Source organism: Caballeronia sp. LZ028, from assembly GCF_031451415.1.
GTDB classification, from domain to species: domain Bacteria; phylum Pseudomonadota; class Gammaproteobacteria; order Burkholderiales; family Burkholderiaceae; genus Caballeronia; species Caballeronia zhejiangensis.
Window position 1 is genome coordinate 139,515 of the sequence record NZ_JARUXN010000005.1, and the last position, 19,025, is coordinate 158,539.

Annotated in this window: 13 protein-coding genes and 6 pseudogenes; 12 read left to right on the forward strand and 7 right to left on the reverse strand. The window is 62.9% G+C overall.

Annotated features, from left to right (window positions below; all coding sequences use genetic code 11):
• Positions 1 to 131: 131 nt before the first annotated feature.
• On the reverse strand, positions 132 to 1,028 hold the full coding sequence (locus QCE58_RS29875; RefSeq protein WP_250522738.1) for a cupin-like domain-containing protein: 897 nt from the start codon (positions 1,026 to 1,028) through the stop codon (positions 132 to 134).
• Positions 1,029 to 1,052: 24 nt separating this feature from the next.
• On the reverse strand, positions 1,053 to 1,232 hold the full coding sequence (locus QCE58_RS29880; RefSeq protein ID WP_008345490.1) for an MbtH family protein: 180 nt from the start codon (positions 1,230 to 1,232) through the stop codon (positions 1,053 to 1,055).
• Between the two features lie 1,188 nt (positions 1,233 to 2,420).
• Here QCE58_RS29880 and QCE58_RS29885 point away from each other — a divergent pair.
• Genes QCE58_RS29885 through QCE58_RS29910 form a run of 6 tightly spaced genes read left to right on the forward strand, consistent with a single transcriptional unit; the run spans position 2,421 to position 8,880 of the window.
• A complete protein-coding gene (locus QCE58_RS29885) occupies positions 2,421 to 3,455 on the forward strand; it encodes a substrate-binding domain-containing protein (protein WP_008345492.1) in 1,035 nt (344 codons plus the stop codon).
• Positions 3,456 to 3,488: 33 nt separating this feature from the next.
• Positions 3,489 to 4,970, forward strand: a complete 1,482-nt coding sequence (locus QCE58_RS29890) for a sugar ABC transporter ATP-binding protein (RefSeq protein ID WP_250522737.1) — start codon at positions 3,489 to 3,491, stop codon at positions 4,968 to 4,970.
• Positions 4,967 to 5,917, forward strand: a complete 951-nt coding sequence (locus tag QCE58_RS29895) for an ABC transporter permease (protein ID WP_008345494.1) — start codon at positions 4,967 to 4,969, stop codon at positions 5,915 to 5,917. Before QCE58_RS29890 ends, QCE58_RS29895 begins: the two co-directional genes overlap by 4 nt.
• A complete protein-coding gene (locus QCE58_RS29900; protein ID WP_008345495.1) occupies positions 5,914 to 6,900 on the forward strand; it encodes an ABC transporter permease in 987 nt (328 codons plus the stop codon). The genes QCE58_RS29895 and QCE58_RS29900 overlap by 4 nt, the downstream gene beginning before the upstream one ends.
• A gap of 27 nt (positions 6,901 to 6,927) precedes the next feature.
• On the forward strand, positions 6,928 to 7,836 hold the full coding sequence (locus QCE58_RS29905) for an SMP-30/gluconolactonase/LRE family protein (RefSeq protein WP_008345503.1): 909 nt from the start codon (positions 6,928 to 6,930) through the stop codon (positions 7,834 to 7,836).
• Positions 7,837 to 7,860: 24 nt separating this feature from the next.
• Positions 7,861 to 8,880 (forward strand): ABC transporter substrate-binding protein, encoded by a 1,020-nt coding sequence (locus QCE58_RS29910; RefSeq protein ID WP_250520585.1) that lies wholly within the window; start codon positions 7,861 to 7,863, stop codon positions 8,878 to 8,880.
• Positions 8,881 to 9,082: 202 nt separating this feature from the next.
• Here QCE58_RS29910 and hutG read toward each other — a convergent pair.
• A pseudogene (gene hutG, locus QCE58_RS29915) lies at positions 9,083 to 9,844 on the reverse strand (N-formylglutamate deformylase); the annotation flags it as partial.
• A gap of 645 nt (positions 9,845 to 10,489) precedes the next feature.
• Between hutG and QCE58_RS29920 the strand changes: the two are divergent.
• On the forward strand, positions 10,490 to 11,317 hold the full coding sequence (locus QCE58_RS29920) for an AraC family transcriptional regulator (RefSeq protein WP_250522740.1): 828 nt from the start codon (positions 10,490 to 10,492) through the stop codon (positions 11,315 to 11,317).
• A 76-nt stretch (positions 11,318 to 11,393) separates the two neighbouring features.
• Positions 11,394 to 11,819 (forward strand): cupin domain-containing protein, encoded by a 426-nt coding sequence (locus QCE58_RS29925; RefSeq protein ID WP_250522736.1) that lies wholly within the window; start codon positions 11,394 to 11,396, stop codon positions 11,817 to 11,819.
• Positions 11,820 to 12,049: 230 nt separating this feature from the next.
• Here the strand turns inward: QCE58_RS29925 and QCE58_RS29930 are convergent.
• Positions 12,050 to 13,012, reverse strand: a pseudogene (locus QCE58_RS29930) (NAD-dependent epimerase/dehydratase family protein); the annotation flags it as partial.
• A gap of 93 nt (positions 13,013 to 13,105) precedes the next feature.
• Between QCE58_RS29930 and QCE58_RS29935 the strand changes: the two are divergent.
• Together QCE58_RS29935 and QCE58_RS29940 are read left to right on the forward strand one after the other, a co-directional pair.
• Positions 13,106 to 14,002 carry a LysR family transcriptional regulator gene (locus QCE58_RS29935; RefSeq protein WP_250522735.1) on the forward strand — a complete coding sequence of 299 codons (897 nt, stop codon included), beginning with the start codon at positions 13,106 to 13,108 and terminating at the stop codon, positions 14,000 to 14,002.
• A gap of 395 nt (positions 14,003 to 14,397) precedes the next feature.
• Positions 14,398 to 15,357, forward strand: a pseudogene (locus tag QCE58_RS29940) (MFS transporter); the annotation flags it as partial.
• Between the two features lie 315 nt (positions 15,358 to 15,672).
• On the opposite strand, the pseudogene QCE58_RS29945 reads toward QCE58_RS29940, so the two are convergent.
• Positions 15,673 to 15,864, reverse strand: a pseudogene (locus QCE58_RS29945) (RND transporter); the annotation flags it as partial.
• 352 nt (positions 15,865 to 16,216) lie between these two features.
• Here QCE58_RS29945 and QCE58_RS29950 point away from each other — a divergent pair.
• Together QCE58_RS29950 and QCE58_RS29955 are read left to right on the forward strand one after the other, a co-directional pair.
• Positions 16,217 to 17,326, forward strand: a complete 1,110-nt coding sequence (locus tag QCE58_RS29950; RefSeq protein WP_075583492.1) for a porin — start codon at positions 16,217 to 16,219, stop codon at positions 17,324 to 17,326.
• 93 nt (positions 17,327 to 17,419) lie between these two features.
• Positions 17,420 to 17,974, forward strand: a complete 555-nt coding sequence (locus tag QCE58_RS29955; RefSeq protein ID WP_250437918.1) for an N-formylglutamate amidohydrolase — start codon at positions 17,420 to 17,422, stop codon at positions 17,972 to 17,974.
• A 219-nt stretch (positions 17,975 to 18,193) separates the two neighbouring features.
• On the opposite strand, the pseudogene hpxZ reads toward QCE58_RS29955, so the two are convergent.
• Positions 18,194 to 18,546, reverse strand: a pseudogene (gene hpxZ / locus QCE58_RS29960) (oxalurate catabolism protein HpxZ).
• A pseudogene (locus QCE58_RS29965) lies at positions 18,546 to 18,827 on the reverse strand (helix-turn-helix domain-containing protein); the annotation flags it as partial. The pseudogenes hpxZ and QCE58_RS29965, both read right to left, overlap by 1 nt.
• Positions 18,828 to 19,025: the final 198 nt, after the last annotated feature.

Below are 19,025 nucleotides of genomic sequence, written 5' to 3' on the forward strand. Positions count from 1 at the left end.
GCGTGGAAGAAGCGCACGCGCGTTCGCGCGTGGTTGCATCTGGCACAGGTCCTTGCGTGTTCGTCAGACTGATGCGGCGGCGTAAAGCGACGCAAACGCGCCTCGATTGGCCGCGGGTAGGAATGTGAAACTCAGGGAGTCACGAGCCTCGAAAGCGAACCGAGGGCGACGAACGCTCTCATCCGGAACGCGAGCATGGCGCTTTGCTGCGCGCGGATGACGTCTTTCACCGCGGGATCGCTCAGTGAACCGAGGCGATTGAGCGGCGTTCTGAAACAATGAGCGAGTGTGATGCCGAAATCGTTATCGGCGGGATCGACGCCATGCCACCAGAACGGTGGGATATAGAGAACGTCGCCGGGCGCAAGCGTGGTTTCGAACTTCGTCAGTGCACCGTCCGCGGGAAAGAAGCGCGCGCCATCATTCATGTGATGAAGATTGGACTTGATCGGCACGGCATACGCTTGCCAGTTTTCACTGGACAGCCTGAACATGGAAATGCGCTTGGTGCCGATGATCTGCGTGGTTAGCGTCTCGTCGGTCGTGTGGTAGTGCCATTCGGTCGAAGCATTCCGATAGATGAAGAGCCTGTCTTGTGCATATGCGCGCGGCGGTCGATCGTGCTCTCTTTCGAGAAACTCATGATGGCCGAGATCGGGTTTCCATTCCGACGGAATAGGGAGCGCGCGGATCGCATGCGTCTCGTCCGGCCCTGCGTCGCGCAGACGCGCAATGGCCTGATTGAGTTTCAGCTTCGGGAGATTTGCATACCAGAGACCGGTGGGCGAGGCGTTGAACGCATCCGAGATGCCGACTTCGCTATCCGTCAATGCTTCGAGATAGCCGGGTGCGTTCCATTTCCGGAGAGCAGGCCAGTTGCGCACCGCTCCTCTGATGACAACAGGTTTCTGAGCGCAGACATGGTCGCTCCAGAATTGTCCGTGTCTGAGCGTTTCATTATCGATGGACGGAAGCTGAACGCTGCGTCCCGGAACGAGGTCGATCACTTTCACAATGCGCTTGGCCATTTCCCACTCCCAGATCGAGAATCATCAGGACCGTGCAGTCCAGTTCTGTTCGATGTAGTCCAGGCATTGCCTGCGTGAACAATCTGGATACTCCACCGTCCAGCCGTCCGGAACCTCGAGATGAGCGGGCCAAAGCGAGCGCTGCTGCAATTCGTTGATCAGCACACGGAATGTGCCCTGATCGTCGTCGAATGGATTGTCCACGCTGTTGCTCCCTTCGTTCGTGCTTCGGATTGCAACGAAATATAGGCGCCGGGAGTTAGCATTGAATGAGGTGTCGCGAGAGCCATAGCGTGCGTCGAGCGTGGCGCGCACTCGATGCGACGAGCACCTTGCAAAAGACGTGAGGAATGCATCGCTATTTAATATCGGCTTCGGATTGGTAGCAAGGGAAATTGCGGGGGCCTTACCGAGTTCGATATGTCTCGCGTGACGAGTGCTTTGCGCGATGCCCACATCGCGCTCGGCGCAAGGCACGTCGAGTTGCTTGTGACGCGTGTGCTGCCCTTGGGGGACGAGGTACGCAGCTATGGAAGCGCTTCCCGATGGCCTCGATCGCAATAAAAGAAGCGTATCAAGGATTGGTTTCTAATCCAAAGCGCCCGGCATTTGCATGCAGACGGGCACAGACTCGGTCTTAACTCGAAAGAGCGTGCGCTGTGCACCTCGCCCGAGTTTGTGAGTGCTTCAAACATGGACTGCGGTCCCGGTGAGCCGCGCACGCGCGTATCCCGGCGCATACGACAACTTTCCGCGATGCCGTGCGCTGGCGCCAGGCGCTGCGGTTCCGTCGCGCGGGCTCGACTGCACCCGCCGACGCCATCGAACGCGTGGCGCGTCATGCGAACTTCCATCTGCATCTGGCTGCGCCCTGGCACGAAGCCGTCGTCGATGACAACCGCGTGCGCGCGCGTGCGGAAGACGGCACGTTCGAATTCGATTTCGTGATCGCGGCACGGGCTACACGGTCGATCTGCATGCGCGGCCCGAACTCGCCGGCATCGCCCATCGTGTGCTGCTTTGGCGCGACCGCTACCGCCCGCATCCGACGAACGCGACGATGCGCTCGAATATGTGGAGAAGCGGCCCGGCGAGGCATCGTTCCTGAAGAATATCCACGTCGTCAATGCCGCGGGATTGGTGAGCCGGGGCGAAGCCGCTGCGCCACGCTGTTACCGGTAACGCGCGCAATTGCACGAATCGCGAAACTGTCGTTATACTGGCTCCGCGATCGAGTGGCCTGACCACCGCGATTGGCCTGACCGCAGGACGAATCAAGCAGACTGACTGGAAGCGTCGCATCGGCACCGCGCCCGATGCGCCCGGAAGGGGCGTGCTGTAGATGAAGTCGCGCAGCGCCTCTCCACAAGAAAAATGAAAGGAGACAACCCGATGTTCCGTGAAGGAGTGCAGGCAAGAGCCGCGCTCGCGCTCGCCGTCTGCATGCTCGCAGGCGCCGCGCACGCGCAGGTCGCAACGGGCGACACCACGCAGAAAAAAATCGCCCTGTCGAATAGCTTCGCGGGCAACGCGTGGCGGCAGTCGATGCTCAAGAGCTGGAACGCCGTCGCCCAGCAAGCGGTGGCGGACAAGAAGATCGCGGCCGCGCCCGCTTTCACGACCGCCGAGAATCAGGTGACGGAGCAGGCGCAGCAGGTTCAGAACCTGATCCTGCAAGGCTATAACGCGATCGTCATCGACGCCGTTTCGCCGACCGCGCTCAACGGCACCATCAAGAAGGCATGCGCCGCGGGCGTCGTCGTCGTCTCGTTCGACGGCGTCGTCGACGAGCCGTGCGCGTATCGCGTCAATTTCGACTTCAAGGGCTGGGCGGAGCAGGGCGTCGACTATCTGGCGACGAAGCTCAATGGCCACGGCAACATACTGGAAGTGCGCGGCGTGGCCGGCATCTCCGTCGACAACCTCATGCACGAAGGCGTGCTCGAAGGGCTCAAGAAGCATCCGGGGCTCAAGCTCGTCGGCTCGGTGAACGGCGACTGGACGCAATCGGTCGCGCAGAAGGCTGTGGCCGGCATTCTCCCGACGCTACCGCAAGTCGATGGCGTGGCGACCGAAGGCGAGATGTCGTTCGGCATCGCGCAGGCGTTCAAGGCCGCCAATCGTCCCGCGCCGCCGATGGTCATCGGCAGCACCTATCCCGAACTGCAATGGTGGAGCGAGCAGGCGAAGACCGGTTATCAGTCGCGCTCGCTGTCGAATCCGCCGGGCGCGGTCTCGTTCGCGTTCTGGGTGGCGCAGCAAGTGCTCGCGGGCAAGAAGATTCCGAAGGAAGTCACCATTAACGTGCCGCTGCTCGCCATCTCGCAGCAGGAGTTGCCGGCGAGGCTCGCCGCGACGCCGCCGGGTGGAATCGCCGACGTCACTTATACGCTGCCGCAGACCGTGGCCTTGCTCGACAAGAAGTAAGCATTCGATGACGCCACGCATGGAGGCATGTGAATGGGCGCAACTATCAATACAGAGGGCGAGCGCACGCTGATTCGCTTCGAAGGCGTCGGCAAGACCTTCGGCCGGGTGCGCGCGCTCGCGGACATCGACTTCGCGTTCATGCGCGGCGAATGCGTCGGCATCGCGGGACACAACGGCGCGGGCAAATCGACGCTCATGGCCGTGCTCGCGGGCGTGTATGCGCCGACGCAGGGCCGTATCGAAGTGGACGGCCAAAGCGCGCCGCACTACGACGCCAACGCCGCGCGCAAGGCCGGCGTGCGCTGCGTCTTTCAGGAACTCTCGCTGTGCGCGAACCTGACGGTCGCGGAAAACATGACGATCGTGCATCCGCAATTGCGCGGGCGCGGCTGGCGGCGCACGGCAACGGCGCTCATGCGCGACAAGCTCGAAGAGATTTTTCCGGGCAACGGACTGAAGGGCAACGAACTCGTGTCCGATCTGACGCTCACCCAACAGCAGATGGTCGAGATCGCGCGCGGGTTCACGGTGACGGACGCGCCCGTGCGTCTCGTGATCCTCGACGAGCCGACCTCGTCGCTCGATGCCCATACCGCCGATCAACTGCTTGCCTTCGTCCGGCGCGCGGCAGAGAGCGGCATCACCTGTCTGCTGATTACGCACATGCTCGGCGAGATAGAGCGCGTCGCGAATCGTGTGATGGTGATGCGCGACGGCGGCATCGTCGGCGTGCTGCCGGGCAACGAGGCGAACCGTGCGTCGATCATTCAGGCGATGGGCCAGCATCTGGAAGCGGAGAAAACGCCGGCCGCCGCACGCATACGCAACGCACAAAGCGATGACAAACCGTTCCGCTGGAACGTCGGCGGAAGGAAACATACGCTGATCGAGGCATCGCGCGGAGAGATCGTCGGCTTCGCCGGACTCGCGGGCCAAGGTCAGACCGAAGCGCTGCTCGCCATCTACGAGGCAGCGACGAGCCACGGCGCGGGCCGCATGAAAGCCGCATTCGTTGCCGGCGATCGCGGGCGCGACGGCGTGTTCCCGGTGTGGTCCATCGCGCAAAATCTCGATTTGCGGTGGCTTCTCGGCGGCGCGAAGCGCAAGCGCGGACTCGTCGATCGCGCGGCGGCGCGCGCGCTCGTGGAAGCGTGGCGCACGAAGATCGGCATACGCGGCGCGCCGATAAGCGCGGGCATCCTGTCGCTCTCGGGCGGCAACCAGCAGAAGGTGCTGTTTGCGCGCGCGCTGTCGTCGGACGCGCAGCTCATTCTGATGGACGATCCGACGCGCGGCGTCGATGTAGGCACCAAGCGCGACATCTACCGGCTCGTTCACGACGAAGCCGCGAAAGGCCGCACGTTCATCTGGTACACGACAGAAAACGAAGAGCTGTCGCATTGCGACCGCACGTATGTCTTTCGCTCGTCGGCGGTCACGCGCGTCTTGCATGCGGACGAATGCACGGAAGAAGCGCTGCTCGCTGCGAGCTTCGAGGAGCAGGCCGCATGACCCCCGCGCGCATCACGTTCCGGGACACGCAAGCGCGTCTTCGCGCGCTGCTTCCCGCCATCTCGCTCGTCGCGGTGCTCGTGCCGATTCTCGTCATGCAACCCGCCGTGATGAGCTATTTCGGATCGAGCCTGCTGCTCAATCTGGCCGTGCCGATCGTGCTCGCCACGCTTGCGCAACTCGCGATCATCACCGTCAACGATCTCGACTTGTCCATCGGTCCATTCGTGAGTCTCGTCGCGTGCATCGGCGCGACGCTGCTCGTCAAGGAGCCGTGGCTCGGCGCGCTCGCACTCGTCGCCTGTGTGCTCGCGTATGCAGCCGTCGGCGCGCTGATCGAACTGCGGCAGATTCCGTCCATCGTCGTGACGCTCGGGCTGTCGTTCGTGTGGAGCGGGCTCGCGATCGTGCTGCTGCCTTCGCCGGGCGGCGCGAGCCCCGGCTGGCTCGGCACGGCGATGAGCTATCAGACGCCGTTCATCGCCGCGCCGATCGTGTGGTCGGTGCTCATTGCCATCGCAGGGCACATTCTGCTGATGCGCACCTCGGCCGGCGTGCGCATACGCGGCGCGGGCGGCAATCCGCGCGCGATGCGGCGCTTCGGCTGGTCGCTCGTGCGCAGCAAGGCGACGCTTTACGGCATCGCGGGCGTGTTCGGCGTGCTGTCGGGTCTTTCGCTGCTCGGGCTCACGACCTCCGCCGACGCGAACCTTGCGCTGCGCTACACGCTGCTCTCGATTGCGGCGGTCATTCTCGGCGGTGGCGAATTCGTCGGCGGGCGCGTATCGGTCATCGGCGCGGTGCTCGGTGCCATCACGCTCACGCTCGCGGCGTCGTTCCTCGCCTTTCTCAACATCTCGGCGGATTGGCAAGTCGGCATGCAGGGCGCGATCCTGATCGTCGTGCTGTCCTTGCGCGTGCTGCTGCAACGCGGGGAACGGCAATGAAATCGCAGACTTCCGGTGAAGCGCTCGCCAACAACGATACCGCGTGGGAACGGCTGAAGGGCGTTCAAGCACCCTGGGCGTGGTCTTTCGTCGGCACGGTGCTCGTGTGGTTCGGTATCGTCGGCATCTTCGGCTTCGGCATCGCGAGCAATGTCGCGCAGACGGCCCTCACCTACGGCGTGTTCATGGTGCTGGTCGGTCTCGGGCAGATGCTCGTCATCACGTCGGGTGTCGGCAACATCGACCTCTCGGTGCCGTCGACGATCGCGCTCGCGGGCGTCGTCGGCATGCACGCGATGGGCGGCTCCAACGGCCAGATTGCGCTCGGCGTCGCGGCGGCGCTCGGCGTGGGCGTCGCGGTCGGGATCGCGAACTACATGCTGATCCGGCTGCTGCGCATTCCGCCGATCATCGCGACGCTGTCGTCGAGCTTCATCATCCAGTCGATCGCCATTACGCAAGGGCGCCAGCTTCCGCCGCCGCCGCCCGCGCTGGGCGCATTCGCCACGAGCCGGCTCTTCAACGTGCCGTATATCGCGCTGGTTGCGCTCGCCTTGTCGGTCGCGCTCGCGGTGCTGCTTCATCGCGCCGTGTATGGCCGCAGGCTTTCGGCGATCGGACAGAACGCGCGCGCCGCGTGGCTCGCGGGCGTGAACGTGCATCGCACGCGCTGCCTTGCCTACGTGCTTTCGTCGATGATCGCGGCGCTCACGGCGCTGCTGCTCGCGGCGACATCAGGCGGCGCGTCGCTCGATATGGGCGTCGAGTACATGCTGATCTCGATCGCCGTGGTCGTGATCGGCGGCACGCTGGTCACGGGCGGCAAGGCGACGATCGTCGGCGTATGGGGCGCCTCGATGTTCCTGTTTCTCACTAACGCCGCGCTCAACGCGGTCGGCGCCGATGCCGGCGTGCGCTCCATCGTGTACGGCGTGCTCATCATCGCGGTGACGGTCGCCGCCGGCGGAAAACCGGCGCGCTGACACGCAATCCACAAAGGACGAGGAGACATGAAACCCAGCGATTTCGAAGTGCATGATCCGCGTTTCAGGCTGCTGCTGCAGCCGAACGCGTTCCTTTCCAAAGTGACGGACGAATGCCTCTGGGCGGAAGGACCGGTCTATTTTCCGGCCACGGACCTGTTCGTCTGGAGCGACATCCCGAACAACCGCATGCTGCGCTGGGCGCCGGGAATGGGCGTCGGCGTGTTTCGCGCGCCGTCGAACTACAGCAACGGCAACACGCGCGACCGCGAAGGGCGGCTCGTGAGTTGCGAGCATGGCGCGCGGCGCGTGACGCGCACGGAGCACGACGGCAGCGTGACCGTGCTTGCATCGCATTTCGAAGGCAAGCGGCTGAACTCGCCGAACGATGTCGTCGTTGATTCGAAGGGCGACATCTGGTTCACGGATCCCGACTACGGAATCTTGAGCGACTACGAAGGCTATCGCGCAGAGAGCGAGATCGGCCGATGCAACGTGTATCGCCTATCGCCCGACGGCGCGCGTGTGCATCTCGTCTGCGACGACTTCGCGAAGCCCAACGGCCTCGCGTTTTCTCCGGACGAATCGCAGATCTACATCGCGGATTCGGCCGCTTCCCACGACGAAGAAGCGCCGCGTCATATCCGCGTGTTCGATGTATCGGGCGATGGCGTATTGCGTAACGGACGCGTGTTCATCGAGATGCAGAGCGGCGTGCCGGACGGCATGCGGGTCGACGAGCACGGCAATGTCTGGACCAGCGCGGAGGACGGCGTGCACTGCTACGCACCCGACGGCACGCTGCTCGGCAAGATCCTCATTCCCGAGGTCGTCGCGAACCTGACGTTCGGCGGCATCCATCGAAATCGCCTGTTCATTACGGCGACGTCATCGATCTATTCGCTGCATGTCGGCGTGCGTGGCGCGGGACGGTAAAAACATCAATAACAGGAGACGAGCATGAGAATCACAACACTGGCCGTGGCGCTGTGCCTGGTCGCGGCATCGGCGGGCGCGTCGGCGCAGGTCGCGACGGGCGATACGTCGTCGATGAAGATCGCGCTGTCGAACAACTACGCGGGAAATAGCTGGCGCCAGCAGATGCTCAAGAGCTGGGCCAACGTCGCCGATCCGGCCGTGAAGCAGAAGGTCGTCGCGGCGGCGCCCAGCTTCACGACAGCCGAAAGCCAGGCGACAGAGCAGGTTCAGCAGATTCAGAATCTCATCTTGCAAGGCTTCAAGGCCATCGCCGTCGATGCCGTTTCGCCCACGGCGCTCAACGGCGTCATCAAGCAGGCGTGCGGCGCGGGCGTGACGGTCGTATCGTTCGATGGCATCGCAACCGAGCCGTGCGCGTATCGCATTGCCGTGGATTTTCAGGGCATGGGCCGCATGCAGGTCGATTACTTGGCGAAGCGGCTGAACGGCAAGGGCAACTTGCTCGAAATTCGCGGACTCGCGGGCGTCTCCGTGGACGACGAGATTCATCAGGGAATCGTCGACGAACTCAAGAAGTATCCGGGGATGAAGATCGTCGGTTCGGTGCACGGGGACTGGACGCAGACCGTCGCGCAGAAGCAGGTCGCGGGCATCCTGCCGACTTTGCCGAAGATCGACGGCGTGCTCACGCAAGGGGGCGACGGCTTCGGCACCGCGCAGGCGCTCAAGGCCGCGGGGCGGCCGACGCCGATCATCATTCTCGGCAACCGGCAGGAAGAACTCGCCTGGTGGGCCGAACAGAAGAAGAGCGGTTACGAGACGATGTCGGTGACGATTCCGCCGGGCGCGTCCTCGTTCGCCTTCTGGGTGACGCAGCAGCTTCTCGCCGGCAAGAAGATGCCGCACGACATCCGTATGCCGGTTCTGGAAGTGAAGCCGGAGGAACTCGACGCGGTGCTGGCCAAAACGCCGGTTGGTGCATTGGCGAACAAGGAGTACACGCGCGACGAGGTCGTCGCCGTCGTGGATGGGAAGAAGTAGGCACGTATCATCGGAGATGGAAACACGACGAATGAATCTGCGGGTACACGGCGCGTTGAATGCGGTTGGCTCGTCGCCCGCCAGCCTGATCGCCTGCTCCGAGCGCTGATGAAGCTCGGCAAGCGTGTATTGGCCAGAGCGTCTCTGCTCGTGGTGTTCAGAAGGTATTGCCGAGACGTCCTGCGGCAAGGACGTCTCGCGCTCATTTCGCCCGCGAGGCGTTCGCAGTCAGCTTGACGATTGCGTCGAGCGCGCCATTCACCATGCCGCGTACCACCGGCTCCACTTTCTTCGCGACCTCGGGCAGATAGTGGAACGGTGCGTTTTCGCTCATATAGGTGGACTGGCACATCTCCAGTTGCACCGCATGCACGCCGTCCTGCGGCGCGCCGGCGTGCCGCGTGATAAAGCCGCCCTTGAAGCGGCCGTTCGCAATCCATGTGAACGGACTCGCCGCTGCGACGCGCTGTATTGCTTCCTGCACGGAGGGCGCGGCGGTGCGGCCATCCTGCGTACCGATGTTGAAGTCCGGAAGCTTGCCTTCGAAAAGGCGCGGCAGCACGCTCGCGATCGAGTGCGCTTCCCAGAGCAGCACATTCCGATGCTGGCTGCGCAGGCGCGTCAGCTCTTCCTGAAGGGCGTCGTGATACGGCTGCCAGTAAGTCGCCACCCGGCGATCGCGCTCGGTCGCGTCGGGCGCGCAGCCTTCGCGATACAGCGGCGCTCCGCGAAACGTTTCCGTCGGGCACAGGGACGTGGCGATCTGCCCGGGATACAGGCTCTCGTCGTTCGATGGCCGGTTCAGGTCGATCACGTAGCGCGACACGCGCGCGCCGAGGATCGTCGCGCCGAGTGCGCGGGCGAAGCCGTAGAGGCGGTCGAGGTGCCAGTCAGTATCCGCGACCGTCAGCGCGATATCCGTGTACCGGTCGCGCAGGGCGTCGGGAATGTGCGTGCCGAGATGAGAGGGTTTGCACTATCGCTTACCTAAGGCTATGTTCAGGCGCGGCAGTATCGCAATGCGAAGGTCGCAGTCGGTACCTTGGCGGGGCAGCGCCAATGTCGCTTCGACCGGACGCCGCTAGGCGCTGTTAGCTCTCTCCTGAGTTTGGAGCTGTCAGCTTGAGACACTCGCGGGGTTAGTCGACTGGTCGGACGAAGCAGCGATGGTCGTTCGAACACATTGCCTCGTTTGACGCGTCGTTCGATCAGGCTGCGGCCGACATGACATCGCGTTCAGTCATCTTTAGATTTCGGACCTGCAGTCGAATGACCGGTGTTTTTCGTTACCCGACGCCAAAACCCTGTCCAGCTAACGGCGGTTCTGGGTCGGTTTGCGCCCGTCACCTCCTCAAACCCGTCGCTGGAAAGCAGTCAGTGGTTGCAACTGCCCACAAGCTCCCAGCCGGCAGCGGATCTTCACAACACCGAACGGCCGTCCACGTTCCTCAAGCCGACGTTTAGGGCCGCGGAAGTCCCACTGCGTAGGAATGCGCTAGGCGCATGTAGCGCGTCGTCGCACGTGCGACAATTCGGTTTTCGCCTGCGCGCGCACCGCCTTGAGATCTGCACCGCATCAGCACAGGGCGGCCATCCGGGGCCATATATCATGAATCTACGAGCAGCGGTCTTACCCCCCGACTGGGTAAGGCGCGCCGAGCCGATAGAAGGCGTCGAGCGCATCGAAGCGTGGTTTCACGGCAGCGCATACTCCATGCACCGCCACGACACCTACGCGATCGGCCGCACGCTCGCTGGCGTTCAGAGTTTCAACTATCGGCGCAGCCAGCGGAACAGCCTGCCGGGCAACACGCTCGTACTGCATCCCGATGAGGCTCACGATGGCCAGGCGGGCACCGATGAGGGGTTCCAATACCGGATGGTCTACGTGGAACCCGCTCTCTTTCAGGAAGTGCTCGGCGGACAAGCGCTGCCGTTCCTCGAAGGCGGCGTGACTACCGATCGGCGCCTCGAGGTTGCGACCGTAGCGTTGCTGCAGCATGTCAGCTATACGCTCGAGCCGCTTGAACAGAGCGATGCACTTGCCGAGTTGGCGAATGCCTTGGCCGCCGTCACTGGTACGCCTGCAAGAACAGCCAAAGGGGACTTCCTCGCGGCGCGGCGTGCACGCGACTATCTGCACGCAAATTGCTCGCGCGTTGTCGCGCTCGACGAACTCGAAGCGGTGACGGGTCGCGATCGCTGGAGCTTGTCGCACGATTTTCGCAGGTTCTACGGCACGAGCCCGTATCGATATCTGACGATGCGGCGCCTCGATGCAGTGCGCCACATGCTGCTCGCTGGCACCTCGCTCGCTTGCGCTGCTGCAGCCGCGGGTTTTGCCGATCAGAGTCATATGACGCGACACTTTTCGAAGACATTTGGACTGACGCCAGGGCGCTGGTTACAAGTCGCGGGCGGCGTTCCGCGCGGCTAAAAGCACCACGATCGTTCAATACGACCGGAAGGAGCATGCGTATCCTCAACGCATCAACCTTTGAACGGAGAGAACGATGTCCCAATCCTCGAACCATTCCACCGCTCCGGTCAAGCGCGGCCAGTGCGACACCATCGATCTGATCGGCAAGATCGCGCAGATCAACGATCACTGGCAACCGCGCGTTGTCGCTGAAATGAACGACTATCAATTCAAGGTCGTCAAGGTCGAAGGCGAGTTCGAGTGGCACCGACATGCCGATACCGACGAAGCGTTCATCGTCCTCGATGGCGAACTGCGTATCGATTTTCGGGCAGGGCCTTCAGGCGATGGTTCGATCGTATTACGTGCCGGACAGTTGGGAGTCGTTCCGAAGGGAGTCGAGCACAAGCCCTGTGCAAACGCAGAAGTCAAGCTGCTGCTTATCGAGCCGCGAGGTGTCGTGAACACAGGCGACGGCGCGGCAAGCGAGCGTACTGTCGCGAACGACCAGTGGATTTGAGCCGGCCACCGGGGTATGACCGGTGAGACGTGGCGGGCGGAGACGGGCGATTCTCCGAGGGCGCGATTGCGTCGATTCCAGTTCAACGTCCGCTCTCGTGTGGGGCCAGGTAGTTCCACCGGCGATTCGCTTGAGGACACAAGGCATGTGCCGGTCGAAACAGCCCGGCGCCTGCCACTCGGCCATGGCTGGTGAACCGGCGACAATCGCGAGGAAACACAGAGCGCATCAGGCGCGAGACATCCGAGGCCGATTAGCGTCTTTTCGACGGCCACGTCCAGCGGCGTATGCGGCTCGTGCCCGAGCGTCTGCACGAGCCGCGCGTTATTCAGATGCACGGACGTCGTCCATAGATAGCGCATTTCCTGAAGCTCCCTGAATGTTACGTTGAACGGCGCGGCAAGCGCGAGCAGCCACCACGGAAAGCCGACGACAGCGGGCGCCCGCCCGGTGCGCCGCGCGACCACGCGACGGATCGCGTCGGCAAAGCCGGTGCCGTCCTCGTCCCAATGACCGCTCATGTGAAAGCGCGCGAACGCATCGAGCGAATGGCGGTGCGCAAGCAGTTCAACCATCGTGCGAGCGACATCGGGTAGATACGCCCATTGATGCCCGATGCCACGCGCACCCGGATTGCTGACCTTCGCCACCGGCTTTCCTGGCTTCACGAGTCCTTGCGCGAGCCAGTTATTGCCCGCTCTTGGCCCGAAGAAATCGCCCGCGCGCACGATCAGCACTCGCGCGCCTTCCTTGCTCGCGCGTTGCAGACGCGCTTCCATTTCCACGCGAATCGCGCCTTTGCGCGTGACGGGATGCTGTGGCGCGTCTTCGTCGATGAATGGAAACGCGTCCGGCCCGAAGTTGTAGACCGTGCCCGGCAACACGATGGTAGCGCCCTGCGCCTTCGCCGCCGCGATGGTGTTGTCGATCATCGGCAGCACCAGTTCGGCCCAGCGCTTATAGCCTGGCGGATTTACCGCGTGCACGATCACGGATACGCCCTGTGCCGCGCGCATCACGTCGGCCGCGTTCATCGCGTCGCCGTGAATCCATTCGATGCCGTCGCCCTTCGATGCCCCCGCGCCACGCCGCAGCCCGTGCACGCGCCAGCCCGCATCGCGCAATTGCCGCGCAACTTCCCCGCCGATGCCGCCCGTCGCCCCAAGTACCAGAACCGTTTCGCCTTGCGCCATGTCACGCCTCCCAGGTTGTCGATGACGCCATTCTCCGCCCTTCGCGGACACATTAAAATTGGCGAACCTCGTTGATCCGATATTCAAAAACGTATGGCAGACGACATCGGCTGGGAGCTTTACCAAACGTTCCTCGCAGTGCTGCGCGAGGGCTCGCTGTCGGGTGCAGCGCGCGCGCTCGGCATCACGCAGCCGACGGCTGGGCGGCACGTTGAAGCGCTCGAACGGGCGCTGAAGGTAAGTCTATTTACGCGCTCGCAGAACGGGCTTCAGCCGACCGACGTTGCGCTTGCATTACAGTCGCACGCCGAAGCGATGCAGAGTACGGCGGCATCGCTCAAGCGCGCGGCGAGCGGCCACACGGGCGACGACGGCGCGGGCGTGCAGGGCGTCGTGCGCGTATCCGCGAGCGAAGTGGTCGGGGTCGAAGTGCTGCCGCCGGTCATCGCCGCGCTGCGCGAGCGGCATCCGCGATTGATCGTCGAACTCGTGCTGTCGAACCGCGTGCAGGACTTGCTGAGGCGCGAAGCGGATATTGCCGTGCGCATGGTGCGCCCGCGCCAGACGCAACTCGTCGCGCGGCGAGTCGGCGTGATCGAGGTCGGACTTCATGCGCGGCGCGATTATCTCGACCGTCACGGCACGCCGCGCAGCATGGCGGCGCTCGCAGAACACGCGGTCATCGGCTACGACCAGCCAAACGCGTTCATTCGCGATGTGAGTCGCACGTTGCCGGGTTTTCGTCACGCCTTGTTTTCGATGCGCGCCGATAGCGATCTCGCGCAACTCGCACTGATCCGCGCGGGTGCGGGAATCGGCGGATGTCATGTGGCGATTGCGCGCCGTGATGGTCTCGTACGCGTGCTGTCGAAAGCGTTCGCGCTCCGGCTCGAAACGTGGGTGACGATGCACGAAGATCTGCGCGCGAGCCCGCGCTGCCGCGCTACCTTCGATGCCCTTGCTGACGCGCTCGAACAGTACGCGCGATAACGCCGCGACTGGGCGACACGCGCATCCGCAAGCCTCACTGTGAGCGTCGGCGCGAGGCATCGACACGGCGCAGTCCGCACCCGTCTTCCGAAACACTTCCAGCGGAGCTTCGGCGAGCGGCGCAACCAGTTCGCATGGGCACGACGGATTTGTTCGATCCCGTATCGATGATTCTCCGCGAGACGCGACAGCGCATTTTATAGCGCGTGCTACCAGCGGAGGAAGAGGCATTTGACCGTTCTGGGCGAGGTCAATCCAGAAACTTGACGCGGGCAGCGAGGTGAGAGCCGCGCGTTCTGATTGCCGAGCGAACCGAACAGCCATGTGCACGCCGATGAACTCAAGCGCGTCAACGAAAGGGTGTTGAATACGTACGGAATCTCGGCACCATGCGTGCTGCCGAGGCGGGTTTCTTTCCGGGGGTCCTACTGTACCTCTCGTACTGGATTCCGGCGTCGTACCGCGCTCGCATCGTTGCTATATTCATGGTGGCGATCCCGCTTGGTAACTTCGTCGGTTCACCACTGTCCGCACTGCTTCTGCAGATGGATGGAATCGCAGGGATGCGCGGATGGCACTGGCTTTTTATCCTTGAAGGCCTGCCGACTGTGCTTCTTGGTCTGATGTGCCTGTTCTTCTTGACGAATAAGCCAGAGCAAGCGAGATGGCTCAAGGAGGACGAGCGCACGTGGCTCGCCAATGAACTTGCGACAGAGACGAAGGCGCCAAAAAAAGTCTTGGATATGCCGCTGACGAAGCTCTTCCGAAACCGCTACGTCCTTTGCCTTGCTCTTGTCGATAGCTGTGCGTCGGCTGCGGGTAGCACCCTGAACGTGTGGCAGCCACAATTGCTCAAGTCGTACGGCCTGACCGTTATGCAGACAGGCCTCATTAACTCTGTACCCTACGCGTTGGCGTGCGTGTTGATGGTCTATTGGGGCCGACGCTCTGACCGAGTAAAGGAACGTCGCTGGCACACAGTCATTCCGATGCTTCTTATCGGTATGGGCCTATTCGCCACGTCGCTTAGCGGCGCCTTGCTCCCGACGATCTGCCTGCTCTGTGCCGTTTTGGTCGGTGCTTATGCGTTCAAAGGGCCTTTCTGGGCGCTCGCTGGCGACATGCTCTCCGGCAGCGCGGCGGCGGCGGGCCTCGCAACGATTAACGCCATCGCAAATCTGCTTGGTGGCGGCCTCATGGTGAACGTCTACGGCTGGGTTAAGGAGGCAACGGGCAGTTACTCCCTCGCGCTCATGCCGCTTGCCATCCTTACGCTCGTCAGTGTCGCAACGTTGCTGCTCTTGACGCGCAAAGGGCGATCCGGGCACATGGTCGGCAAGACGGAGGCAGCCTGAGCATGAAAATCTCGCGCGGCGCGGCTTTCTGGAGCTCGCCTGCGCTTCGAGGCGAATCTGGATTTACCTCGGTATGTTGCTTCTCGGATTGATCGCGATCGCCTTCATTCCCTCAATATCAACGGTCTTTCTTTGAGGCGCCGTCGAAAGCCGAGGTTGCTTAGTCAGAGGCCGCTGGCGCGCATCAGGGCGTACGCGAATGCAGGCGTCGATCCGATGACCATGCCTCGATTCCACGTACAGCAGGAATTTGCTAATTCCTGTCTGTACGGAGGTTTGAAGGTCGGAGAAGCTAGTGCCAAAACGACAACGGTGTCATTGCGCTGCGGGCGCCGTGTCGCGCAGCGCGGTGCGATCCCAGCCGCCTCCGAGCGCCTTGAGCAGTCGAACGCTAGCATTCAGTCGGCGCGCTTCGATCGTCTCGCCGTTGCGCTGGTTCTCGAGCGCAATGGTCTGCGCGCTGGCGACATTGAGATAGTCAACCGAGCCGGCCTGATAGCGGTTCGTCCCCTTGAGCACGAAAGGGTGGATGGAACGCTCTTACCTTCGTAGCTGTGTCGACTATGAGGTCCGACGTGCGCGCTAAGGTCTTAGCGACGTTCGGGACTGAAAGCGAGCTTGCTTGGCGAAACAAGTAGCATCGCCGATGGCGACCTCGACCGGCTGAAGTATGGCTGCTCGCGGCTGCCCGTTGGATCGCTAGCTGCGCGGGACGCAGCAAACGGACTTCGATTGAGATCATCTTCTAGTTCTTGACCGTTGCGGTTACTGGATCTGTGCCGAGTTCTCGCGATGGTGCTATGTTCGCGTGCATCGGTTCCGCGCATCCGAGCGGACCCCCAACGGAGTCGAACCGAACATGAAAGGTTGTGTACGGAAAGCGGTGGTCGGTTTCACCTTTGTCGCGTCGGGCGCCATGGCGCAATCCAGCGTCACGATGTATGGACGCCTCGACGGGGGCATCGAATATCTGAATCACATCGCGAACGGTACCGGCGGCACATCCGCGCGATGGAGCGCCGAGGGCGGCGACTGGGGCACCAGCATGTGGGGCCTCAAAGGCAACGAAGATCTAGGCGGCGGCCTGACGTCGGTGTTCAATCTCGAAACTGCGATCCAGATCATGAACGGCACCACGGGGGGCGGACGTCTCTGGTCGCGCCGCGCCTATGTCGGACTGAGCTCGAAGACATACGGGCAGTTGCAGGCGGGCCGCAATCTGTTCATTGACAGCGACGGCGTCTGGGAATTCGATCCCTTCGTGCAACAGGCGGTGTCATCGGCATCACTCGTGCGCGGACGCAACTGGCAGCAGACGAGCAACAACGTCGAATATCACAGCCCCGTGTTTCATGGGTTCGACGTGCAAGGACAGTACTCGCTGGGCGGTCAGGCGGGCGCGTTCAACTCCGGCGCGGCGGGCGAGTTCGGCCGCTCCGACGGCATCATGCTGACTTACCACTCGCCGCTTTTCGACGTGCGCGGCATCTATGACGAACTGCGCAGCCAGAATGGCCAGATGAACAACGTATTTCAGGCGTCGCGCGAACTCTTCGTGGGCGCGAACCTGAAGGTGGATCGATGGAAAGTGCAGGCCGCCTACACGCACTATTCCGCGCCCGACACGCCCGCGGGCCTCTCCAGCACCGCCGATCACTATTGGCTCGGCGCGACCTATCAGGCGACGCCCGCTTGGGCCGTCACGGCGGCGGGCTTCTATGTCCACGTGGGCGAGGGCGGCGGCGACGCATCGCATGACCCGGCGAGCCACGCGATGCTCTATGTGCTCGGCACGACCTATAACTTCACCAAGCGCACATTTCTGTACAGCACGGTCGCTTACGTGCGCAACAGCGCGAACGGTACGTTCTCCGTCTTCGCCACGCCGCGCGACGCCGATCCGGGCACGAGTCCGCTCGCGGGGCAATCCCAGACGGGCGCGTACATCGGCATGATGCATATTTTCTGACGCGCCGACGTTTCTTTTCGGCCGAAGTAGTCATGTGCCTTGCGCTTGGTGCACTACGCGAGCGTGACCGCGCAATCGAGGCGTGGCTGCGGGATGAGGTTTTGCCAGACGACGACCGGCCTGTGCCCCGATCTGACGTTTCGCGGCGAGCAGGTGAATCGCGAAGGCTGCGCTCCCGATGCCGCCGAAAAGCAGCGTCGCGTGACAGCGTACTGGCAGCCGTATCACGATGCGATCCCCGCCGAGCTTGTGCGTCTGCGCGACATGCACGGGAACGTGCTGCTGTGGGAAGGGCGCTCGATCGCGAGCGTGCTGCCGCGTCTTTTCGACGGCAAGCTGCCAGACCTGTACATCGGCACGCAGGATGGGAGGACGGCGGCGGAATCGGTGACGAGGGCGGTGACGGATGCGGCCGCGCAAAGCGATTACACGTGGATCGCGAACGGGCGCTTCAAGGGCGGCTTTATCACGCGCCATTACGGCGCGCCGCAGGACGGGATTCACGCGGTCCAACTGGAAATGTGTCAGTCCGCGTATATGGATGAAGCGCCGCCGTTCGTGTATCTGCCGGAGAAAGCCGACGCTATCCAGCCGACGCTGCGCGCGATGGTCGGCGGCGCGCTCGATGCGGTCGTGGCGTTGGATTGACGTCGGCGAGCCGGTCATCGGCCACAGCATCGACGTGACTTGCCGGACGTCGACCCTCTTTCCGATCGTCGCTGGACTTTGCGCAGCAAGTGACGTGCTTCCGATGCAGATCGAATATTCATCGGGTTGCGTCGCGCGAACGGAATTGACCTCGCAATGACGCATTTCACGGTGATGCGCAACGGCCGCTGCTGGTCAGGCAGTCGGCCAGGCGCGCCGCTACGCGCCCATCGAGCTTACATGCGCGCTGGCGACGCGCCATCCCTCGGGCATCTTCACGCACGTTTGAGTCTGCCGGCCGATGCGCGGATCGCCATCGCGCCGGAACTCGATGTTCGCGACGGGAAGGCATCGCCGCATGTGGTCACGACGCGCGCGGTCACCGTGCGCGCCAGTGTCTTGCCCGGTCGTGCAGCCCGGAACGCGCGGATCGCCTTGTAACCGTAGAGGTTTTCCGTGGCGCCGTAGCGCAGCGTATGCGGCGTATCGAAAAACAGCGCGTCGAGCATCGCGACGTCGTTCGTGACGAGTGCGGTCTCGTACGCGTCGAAGGCCGCTTCGACCTCGGCCAGCTCGGCCCGAAGTCCTCGTAGCGTTCGCGGATCAACGCCAGCGCGCGCTGTGCCACGCCGTTGGGCAATTGATGGTTGCTCGGGCGTCCGCGTTTGCCTGACACCAGACCGGCCACGCCGGCCGCGTGGTAACGCCACACCAGGCGTTCGACTTGCCGTACGCTCAAGTTCAGCCGTTCGGCCGCACGCTCGGGTTTGAGTCGCGCGTCGGCGACCGCCTGAATCGCCTTGAGTCGGTCCAGTTCACGCATCGACATCGTGATGGTCCCAATCGTGTTCATCGCCCGCGCTCCTGAAACGCTTGTGTGGCGACGAACCTACGCCAAAACGCGACATCTCTACTTAGCAGAAACACGACATTTGAACTTGGGACCTACACTTAATGTCAAAGCAAAATTGAAATGTCGTACCACCGGCTAAATACAGATGTCGTGTTTTTGATGTGTGATTGGCTCTGTTTTCAACGGTTTGAATCCACG